Genomic DNA, 9,451 nt, shown 5'->3' on the forward strand with positions numbered 1-9,451 from the left:
ATTCTTGGATTTTTATGCAATGCGAGGAATAGCTCGACCCAAATAGCGAGCTATTTAAGAAGAGCTATGACGAAGCAGTGCATAAAAATTCTTATGAAATCTGACTCTGCAAATTAATCAGTGCTTCCCTAGCCTTGCGCCTTGGGCCGGTCAGCGTCTTCGCCCCCACAGCCTGCAGCAGCTCCCCCGGAGGGAGCGCCAGGACTTACTGTCCCTTGGGGAAAATCCCGTAAAACGGGCAAAGGGAGGCATTTGCCGCGAAGCAGCTGTCCATCTCAAGATCCAGGGCTCACTGCGCAAGGCTCGTGCCTCTGATTGTAATCTAATCATGCAAATCCGTTCCGGCAGCCTGATAAACTGAAATCAGCATTACCATCCTGCCATCATCCCAGGCGATATCCAGGAAAGCCCAGAAATTTCCGGCGAAGTCATAGAACCTCAATGCCCAGGCCTCAAATCCTTCTTTTCTACTATATATGTATATATTATGTCCAATAAACCGGCAGAACCCATATGGTATAATAGACAAGGAAAGAAAGGGAGGTTTTACCTATTATGCAAGTAACCTATGACGATTCCTTATTCGATACCATTCCCGGCCTCTGCGTGGGTATCCTGGCCATTCGGGCCGTGGATAACCGGGGCGTGAACCTGGAGGCTGAAGCCTTCCGCCGCCGCTGCTGCACGGAAGCAAACCTTCTCCTCAAAATGAACCCCGCCATGGCGGATGGAGAAATCGACAGATACAAAAAAGCCCTTGCCCATGTGGGTATAGAAGGAGTCCAGCCTGCCCTGGAAAGGGTCTTCAAAGAATACAAAAAGGACCTGGGCATTGTGAAAGAGGAAGAAGCAAAGGCAGGAGATGATTTTGAAATCCTGTCCCAGCCGAAAGCGGCCAACCTGGACGAACTGGCAGGTTCCGATGTGCTTCCCCGGGTGAACCCCATTATGGATATGGTCCGTGGAGGCATGTTGAAATTCCATGTGGACATCCATGCCTTTGACATGGGAGACCGGACGAAGCCCCTTCTCATCGAGAAGAAAAATGGAGAATGGCAGGCCACCCTTGGTGGGAAGACCGCCATCCACCACTGGTACTGTGAAGATGGAGAAGCAGGAAAGGTAACCGAGGATTCGGAGAACATCCTCATCCTCATCACCGGCTTCGCACCGAGCCGGAAGAAAGTAGCCGCCGCCAGGAATGAACTGGCCCGCCGCATGAAATCTGCTTTCGACCGGTCTGTGGAAGTAGGCTGGCTCGAAGGGCCGGAACACTCCTTTACCGCATCCATCTGAAGAGGTCCCCATGAAATACGCAGCACTCGATTTTGAGACCGCCTACTGGGGCCCTGCTAACGCCTGCTCCCTGGGCATCGTGGTGAGTGACGGGACAAAAATCATTGATGAATGGTATCATCTCATCCAGCCCCTGTCTCTGAACTTTGACGCCGGATGCATGCGGGTAAACGGCATCCATCCGGAAGACGTGGCAGGGGAAGACCGGTTTCCCGCTTTCTGGAAAGATATTGCGGACCGGCTGGAAGGAAATATCGTTTTCGCCCACAACGCCCGATTCGACATGGGTGTGCTTGCCTCCGCCATTGACACCTACCACCTGCCTGACATGCACTTTCTCTATGGGGACACGGTGATTCTCTCCAGGAAACTCTGGAAAGACACGGTAAACCACAAGCTGAATACGGTGGCCGAGGCCCTTGGCTTCGATTTCCACCATCACCAGGCCCTGGATGATGCCCGGGCCTGCGAATACATCGTACGGAAGGCCCTGGAGCAGACGGAACTTCCTTCCGTGGAAGCTCTCATGAAGGCCACAGGGCAGACATTAAAACCCTTTGCCATTGACCGTGGAAAGAAAAAACTGAAGATATGAAAAGAGCCGTGAAGCTGCTGCTGCACGGCTCTTTTATAATGGTGCCGGAATTCTTTCACCGGTGTGAACTGATTGTCGCCATAGCCTTGAGCCTTGAGCTGGAAAGCCTGCTGCAAAAAGATAAATTGGAGGATTGAGGTAAGAGAGTTAAAATTCCGCGGCTTCGACGCAAACAAATACTCCACGGCACCCTATTTTTGTGCGCCACCACATTCAATCCTCATTCCTGACTTCCAATTAATGGCATGAATCTTTGCACCATCATGAATCTGGCTTATAAATAAAAAGAAGCCCCCACAAAGGGAGCTTCTTTTTTGTGTATGGAACTGTATTCTGATTTCTTAGAAATTAGAATTTGTAGTTCAGGGAAACGGTCCAAGCATCGTCCGGATCGTCGCCGCCATCTGCGTCAGCGCCGAATGCATATTCAGCATGGAGGGCAACGTTCTTCTGGAGAGCTACATCACCCATGACGTTCCAGTATTTAATGTTGCTGTAATCACCAGCAGTGAGGCCATCGAGCAGGTTGGTCTGGAGGCCGGTGCCGCCGAAGTAGGTTGCATTGCCGATATCATTGTACCAAACGCCCAGTCCGAAGGAGCCCGGTTTCTTCCAGTTGAATGTGCTGTACTGGAGACCTGCGTTCCAAGCGTCATCTTTGTCCAGGTCGGTGGTGGTATTCTTTACATATTCACCCTGGACATTCCATCTCTGATGTCCGCCGAACGGAACGAGGAGATCAACGCCCAGCAGTTCATCGTCGCCGGAGAAGTTCTTGTATGCATGATCGCCTTCCTGGAATTTGGTGTAGTCAACGCCCAGTTTAACTACGCCGAAATCATAGCCGGCCTTTGCATAGTATGCATCCTGGTCATCAATCGGATTGCCTTCGGTGGTGTTGTAGTTGGTGTCAAACTGGCCAAAGCCGGTAGCTACATAGAGCTTGCCATTGTTGTAAGCCAGTTCAGCGCCGTCGAAGTCATGGGAATCACCAAAACGCCAGCCAGCCTGGTTGCCGAAGTTATTTGCATAACGGCCGAGGGTGAGGGCTACGTCCTTGCCGAAGTAATGTTTAGCATTGAGGACATCCATGTAAACACCGTTGTCTTTGGTATCATCAGTAGGATTGTTGCTGTCAGCGTCCTTGAAATTCATGTTATAGGTCAGGCGGCCATTGATGGTGGTGGAGTCGTTAACCTGGCCCTTAACATTGATTCTCATACGGCCATCCCAGTTGTCAGCCTTGTTCAGGGATTTATCCTGGTAACGCATACGAGCATCGCCGGACCAGTAAATGTTGCCCACTTTCTTTTCCAGGTTGCCTACGCGAACGCCCAGGTTAGCCAGTTCGTCAGCGTATTCGCCAGCCAGTTTGTCGAGGGTTGCACGCTGTTCAGCGTTCAGCTGGTCTTCTTTAGCCATGAGGCGGGCAATGATCTGGGCCAGTTCGTAACGGGTCATGTTCCGTTCACCTTTGAAGGTGCCGTCCGGATAACCTTCTACGACGCCCTGGTCGGAGAGGTCGGATACTGCCTGATAAGCCCAGTCATCGGGGGTTACATCGGAGAATGGATTTGCTGCGTATGCGGATACGCCAGCGGTGAGTGCAGCTACTGCTGCGATTGCGAGAATCTTTTTCATAGTTCTTCGCTCCTTTAAAGAAAATAATAGGGAAACAGAGCCCTTATTCTTTTCCGGAGTTCAGTGATAGAGCGTTGCTCGAGTGACCGTGTTTCCTCTGCGTGCTTTTCACACTTACTATCCTTCCGCCCAAAAACGGGGGCCGCCGTCTTTGGCTGTATTAACGGTACCATTTCGCAAAAAAATGTTCAATTCCCCTGCTTTGACCTTTAGTCAACTTCTATGTACCATGGTCCAACAGGTTTATTAATATCGGACAATGCTTGTTCCTATCGCAGATTTTCTGTTTTATTATAAAAATAACCTTCTTATATATATAAAAATATTTAATCTGATTTCCCTGCTTCCTGTCCCTTTTCTCATAAAAAAGACAGCCTTTCTTTTTCTTCTTTCAGTCGTAGAATATTCTTATCTTCGGTAAGTTGCACTCTTGACGTGTAGTGCAGTCCAATGTATATAATGGATGTATCTATTGAGACATGGGGAAGTCTCTTCTTTCTGTGTGCTCAATAGTTTTTTATTGCCACAATATAAAAACAATTACAGGGGTGAACCATATGGCTGAAAGGCTTTATACCATGAAGGACGTGGTGGATCTTACCGGGATTCCGGCCACCACTCTTCGTTTTTACGATAAAAAAGGAATGTTGGCTTTTGTAAAACGCAGCGTAAGCGGCGTCAGGATTTTCACAGACCGGGATGTGGCTATTCTTCGAATGATCCAGTTCCTTCGGAATATTGATATGCCCATCCGGGACATTACCCACTTCATTACCCTCTACCAGCAGGGTGAGTCCACCCGGGATGAACGGATTCGCCTCTTCCGTCAGTACATCAAAACACTGCAGCAGGAAATGGAAGAAAAGCAGGAACAGGTAAAGGCTGCTTCCTACATAGATAAACTGCTCAAAGGCAAACTGGACGCCGGTTTCACGGATAACGACCTGCCACTGACATTGACAAAAAAGGACATTCCACCGGAACTCCAGGATTTCTTTTCCCACCGGGACCGGTAGATACTTTCCACAAAGCATCCGGAATCCCCTGCCAGGGATTATGTAAAAAGGACCATGAGAAATCAGTTCTCATGGTCCTTTTTTACAATACTTCGGTTATTTCAGTTCGTAGTTGTAGTCTTCCTTCAGAATATGGATGGCTCCCGGGTCCCCTTTCATGGCGGCCTTAATGAGCCAGTTCATGGCAGCCTTTTCATCCTTTTGGACCCCTTCGCCGTTGGCCAGGGCATAACCATAATGGGCCATACCGAAAGCATCATCCGCTTCCGCAGCCTTTTTGTAGAATTCCACTGCCTTTGCAATGTCCTCTTCCACTCCAAGGCCCGCTTCATAGCAGAGGCCAAGGGCAGACCAGGCCGCGGGAATATCATTTCTTGCAGCCCGCTTGTAGCATTCAAAGGCCTTGGTTCCATGATTTTTCCGGCCGCTGTGGCTGAAAGCCAGTCCCAGCCGCAGGAAGACCTCTTTGTCTCCCAGGGTTTCTGCCTCTTCCGCCATCTGCCAGGCTTTGCCGGTATCCACGCTGCCGCCGGCGCCGGTGACATATTCGGCACAGGCCACAGACAGGAATCCCCGGAGTGTCATGTCGCCGTCCGGGTCTCCGGCATCCCGGCCCTTGCGGATCCACATTTCAGCAGCCGCCAGGTCTTTCTGGGTGCTGGTTCCCTGGGCATAGAACATGCCGGTCATAAGCATGGCACTGCTGTCTCCCCGCTCGGCGGCCAGAAGGTAGCACTTAAAAGCCTTATCCGGATTCACCCGGCCCATGATGCCTTCATCATACATTTTTCCCAGGAGGGAAGCCGCCTCCGCACTTCCTTCATCGGAAGCCAGCTCCAGGGATTTTCTTGCTTTCCGGGGATTTGTTTTCTTTCCTACCATCCCCCGAAGGTACAACTTGCCAAGCTGCAGAGCGGCATCCCGGATGCCGTAGTCTACGCTGAGCTTATAGCAGTTTTCAGCCTTCGTATCACTTTTCTCCACGCCATCGCCGGTCTCCCACTGGCGGCCGATGATATAAATTTCATAGGCCGCTTCCCGGGCGCCCATATTGGCGGCTTTCCTGAAGTAGGTGACCGCGCCGTCCAAGTTTCCCAGATGGAGGCAGTCCTGCCCCATGGAGTAGTAATATTCCATCATCCTGTCTGATGCCATAATGATCCTGCTCCTTCAAAAATGCCGGACATTCCGGACATTGGAAATATACGAAATCATATCCCTCCTTGGGGAATAAACATTAGAGCCCATCCCGGGCAGGCCGGGGAGTCAGGAGCAGCATACTGTCTTTCCCTTTTCCCTCAGTCCGGATTACCGGAATTCTTTGCAGAGATCCTCGAACAGTTCTTTCGACGGTTTTTCCACATGGTCGATGAGGCGGATATCCTTAGACGGTACGATATCACCGAAAGGAACTCCATCCTTCTCTTCATAAATGACACCGGTCACAAGGCTGTCGGTTTCCGCCAGCAGGTGAAGGGCATCGGCTTTGCTCGTGGGATCGTAGGTCTCACGGACATCGGAAATTTTCTTCAGGTGTTCATTGTACCACTGAACCGTATTGAAATGGTTGAAGGTTACGCAGGGGGTAAAAATATTGACATAGGAGAATCCCTTGTGGTCCACCGCTTTTTCGATAATGTCTACCAGGTTCCTGCCATCGATGGCATAGGCCTGAGCTACAAAGGTAGCACCGGCGGCAATGGCCATGGAAGGCGCATCCAGCGGGGTCAGTGGGTTTCCGTCAGGAGTTGTCTTTGTGACGAAGCCCTTGGAGGAAGCCGGAGAAGTCTGGCCCTTCGTGAGTCCATAGACCTGGTTATCGAAGACCAGGTACGTAATATCCATATTTCTCTTCATGGCATGCATGGCGTGGCCGAGGCCGATGGCGTAGGAATCGCCGTCGCCGGAGCATACGATGAGGTGAGTATCCTTATTGGCGCATTTAATGCCCTGGGCGAAGGGAAGAGCCCTGCCATGGGTGGTATGGGCGCCGTAGCAGTACTGGTAGCCGCCGATACGGGAAGAGCAGCCGATGCCGGAAATCAGGGTGATTTCTTCATTGGCCCAGCCCTTCTTGGCACAGACAGCGGAAATAGCATTCTGGATGCCGTAGTCCCCGCAGCCGGGGCACCAGTTCGGAACGATAGTATTTTTATAATCTCTCGGTGAAGCCATAATCAGAAGACCTCCTTTGCTTTGTTCACAATGGTAGAAGTGGTAAAGGGCGTGCCGTCATACTGCAGGAGAGACAGCAGCTTGTCGTGGCAGTCGAAGTGGATGGCGAAAAGTTCGCGCAGCTGGGCTGTCAGGTCTTCTTCTACGATGAGAACTTTCTTGGCCCCTTCGATATAGGGACGGAGGGCTTCTGTGGGGAACGGAGAAAGGAGACGGAGCTGGAGATGGTTGACTTTCTTACCTTCTGCTTCCAGTTCTTCCACCGCCTCTTCCAGGGCACCGTTGGTGGAGGTGATGCCGATGAGGAGGAGGTCTGTATCCGTGTCTTCATGAGTTACATAGAACGGTTTGATGGCAGAAGGAACACCGGCAAACTTACGATGCCGTTTTTCCATTTCCATCACCCGGTCAGCCTGTCCTTCCGCCGGTTTCCCAAATACGTTGTGTTCGAGGCCTGTGGACAGGAACATGCCGTTCTTTACACCGGGAATGGTTCTCGGGGAAATGCCGTCTTCCACATCTTCGAACCGGTGGAAATAGGCTTTCTTCTTCGTATCCAGTTCCGGCAGGTTTTCTGTGAGGAGTTTGCCCCGGTTAATACCAATGCGGTTCATATCAAAGGCCGGCACCGACTGCTTGCACATGCCGAACTGCAGGTCCGACAGCACGATGACGGGGGTCTGGAATTCTTCGGCCAGGTTGAACGCTTCCTGGGTAATATAGTAGCAGTCTTCGATGGAAGAAGCAGCGAGGACGATCTTTTCCGCATCCCCGTGGCCGGAAGCGATGGCATAGCGGATATCGCTCTGTTCTACCTTCGTAGCCATACCGGTGGACGGGCCGGCACGCATGACGTCGATGATGACCACCGGGATTTCAGCCATGGCAGCCATGGAAATGGATTCCGCCATGAGGGAAAGCCCTGGGCCGGAAGTGGCGGTGAAAGCACGGACACCGGCATAACCGGCACCCATGGCCATCATGCAGGAAGACAATTCATCTTCCGTCTGCACCACAGTACCATGAATCTTATGGACCACCTTGATCATGTATTCCATGATTTCAGAAGCCGGGGTAATGGGGTAGGAAGCCATGAACCGGGAACCGGCGGAAATGGCGCCGAGGGCCGCTGCTTCATTGCCCAGAAGGTACAGCTGGTCCTTCTTCGGCGGTGTTGCCAGACGTCCCAGTTCCACGCCGTGCATGGAAGCGATGGCTGTATCATAGCCTTCCTTGAAAATCTGCTTGTTTTTGGAAACAATTTCTTCGCCCTTCTTGCCAAAACGCTGGGCAATGAAACCGTAGAATGGATCTTCCGGGAACCCGAGAACACCGGCGCTCATACCGAGGGCCGCAATGTTCTTCATCTGCAGGCTGCCATACTTCTTTGCCAGTTCCGTAATCGGAAGGGCCAGTACGATACGACCGCTGTGGGCTTCAAACTTCGGATGAAATGCATCATCGGCAATGATGACGCCACCCTCCGGCACTTCTTTACCATGGAGATCAATGGTCTCCTGGTCCAGGGCCACCAGACAGTCCACATGCTCCCCGATAGTAGCTACTTCCTTCGTTGCAATACGAAGGGCAATGGTCGTATGGCCGCCTTTGATACGAGAAGCAAAAAGACGCTGGCTGAAAAGGGAATACCCTTCCTGTGCCAGGACACGGCCCAGGATTTCGCCGCAGGACTCTACGCCCTGCCCCTGCTGGCCGCCCATTTTCCATATAAAATCACGTTTTGTTTCCACTTCATCTGCCTCCTTGGTGATGAATAAAAGGAAATATAGTATATCGGTGAATCGCTTTTTACACACACTCACACATTTTTATTATATCACCTGTGCATAGATTCATGCTGAAAATTTTTACATACTAAACATGTAACTGTGACGCTGTTACAAACGCTGTAATGGGAGCCAAAGCCCTGTATCCCCAAATACAAGAGAAATTTTTTTGGGGGCTCATCAAAGCTGTAGAAATTCCTGGATGTAGAGGCATTATGCATGCTCACACTGCTCGAAAAGACGGGAAAAGCGTGTGCATTTTGCGGCTTCACTGCTGGATAGTCTGAGAAGACAGCGCGGCGGCGCCTCGGAATCTCAACTTTTTCTTTTTCCAGAAAAGCTGCAAGGCCTTCATTCTCTTACCTCAAATCTCGATTCTGCCCTTTTTCCCATTCAAAAAGCCGGGCGGTATCCGTCCGGCTTTTTTCAGTCTCTTACCAGCATCCGTGCCAATACGTCCTTCATGGTTTTCACCGGAATGATTTCGAGGCCCTGCATGGTTTCATCCAGATCCTTCCTGTTCTCTTCCGGAAGAAGGATCCCTTTCAGCCCTGCCTGCCGGGCGCCGAATGCTTTTTCCGCTACGCCGCCTACAGGCTTCACTTCCCCTGACAGGGATACTTCCCCCGTAACCGCATAGTCCTGGCGGAGAGGAATCTTTTCCACCGCCGACAGTATGGCTGCGGTAATGGCACAGCCCGCCGAAGGACCATCGATGTTGCCGCCGCCGATGACATTGATATGGAGGTCATAGTCCGAAATATCCTTATCCGTCAGTTCTCTCACCACCGCAGCCGCCGTGGCTGCCGAGTCCTTGGCCATGGAGCCGGCGGTGTCGTTGAAGCGGATAGTACCTTTGCCCGTTCCCCTGGCAGGAAAGGCGGCCGCCTCTATTTCTATGGTGCTGCCCCAGTAGCCCGCCCCACCCAGTCCATAAATAT

The 9,451-nt window shown here is 51.5% G+C and carries 9 protein-coding genes; 4 read left to right on the forward strand and 5 right to left on the reverse strand.

Annotated elements, in window-relative coordinates; translation table 11 throughout:
* Positions 1-555 precede the first annotated feature (555 nt).
* From QZR21_RS06205 to QZR21_RS06215, 3 genes are read left to right on the forward strand one after another with little or no spacing between them, the layout of a single operon-like run.
* On the forward strand, positions 556-1,296 hold the full coding sequence (locus tag QZR21_RS06205; RefSeq protein ID WP_296974399.1) for a hypothetical protein: 741 nt from the start codon (positions 556-558) through the stop codon (positions 1,294-1,296).
* A gap of 10 nt (positions 1,297-1,306) precedes the next feature.
* Complete coding sequence (locus QZR21_RS06210; RefSeq protein WP_296096845.1) at positions 1,307-1,891, forward strand: 3'-5' exonuclease; 585 nt, start codon at positions 1,307-1,309, stop codon at positions 1,889-1,891.
* A complete protein-coding gene (locus tag QZR21_RS06215) occupies positions 1,888-2,028 on the forward strand; it encodes a hypothetical protein (protein ID WP_296096843.1) in 141 nt (46 codons plus the stop codon). The genes QZR21_RS06210 and QZR21_RS06215 overlap by 4 nt, the downstream gene beginning before the upstream one ends.
* A 211-nt stretch (positions 2,029-2,239) precedes the next feature.
* On the opposite strand, the gene QZR21_RS06220 is transcribed toward QZR21_RS06215, so the two are convergent.
* Positions 2,240-3,532, reverse strand: coding sequence for an S-layer homology domain-containing protein (locus QZR21_RS06220; protein WP_296096840.1), 1,293 nt, complete (start codon positions 3,530-3,532; stop codon positions 2,240-2,242).
* 557 nt (positions 3,533-4,089) lie between these two features.
* On the opposite strand from QZR21_RS06220, the gene QZR21_RS06225 reads away from it, so the two are divergent.
* On the forward strand, positions 4,090-4,548 hold the full coding sequence (locus QZR21_RS06225; protein ID WP_296096838.1) for a MerR family transcriptional regulator: 459 nt from the start codon (positions 4,090-4,092) through the stop codon (positions 4,546-4,548).
* A gap of 96 nt (positions 4,549-4,644) precedes the next feature.
* On the opposite strand, the gene QZR21_RS06230 is transcribed toward QZR21_RS06225, so the two are convergent.
* From QZR21_RS06230 to QZR21_RS06245, 4 genes are all read right to left on the reverse strand, one after another.
* On the reverse strand, positions 4,645-5,703 hold the full coding sequence (locus QZR21_RS06230; RefSeq protein WP_296096835.1) for a sel1 repeat family protein: 1,059 nt from the start codon (positions 5,701-5,703) through the stop codon (positions 4,645-4,647).
* A gap of 153 nt (positions 5,704-5,856) precedes the next feature.
* Positions 5,857-6,723, reverse strand: coding sequence for a 2-oxoacid:ferredoxin oxidoreductase subunit beta (locus QZR21_RS06235; protein WP_296096832.1), 867 nt, complete (start codon positions 6,721-6,723; stop codon positions 5,857-5,859).
* A 2-nt stretch (positions 6,724-6,725) separates the two neighbouring features.
* The gene (locus tag QZR21_RS06240; RefSeq protein ID WP_296974406.1) at positions 6,726-8,474 is read right to left on the reverse strand and encodes a 2-oxoacid:acceptor oxidoreductase subunit alpha; all 1,749 of its coding nucleotides are present in this window, start codon (positions 8,472-8,474) and stop codon (positions 6,726-6,728) included.
* A gap of 462 nt (positions 8,475-8,936) precedes the next feature.
* The coding region (locus tag QZR21_RS06245) for a S16 family serine protease (protein WP_296974409.1) at positions 8,937-9,451 on the reverse strand (515 nt) is incomplete at its 5' end.

The sequence above is a fragment of the uncultured Dialister sp. genome (genome assembly GCF_900541605.1).
Classification (GTDB): Bacteria; Bacillota; Negativicutes; order Veillonellales; family Dialisteraceae; genus Dialister.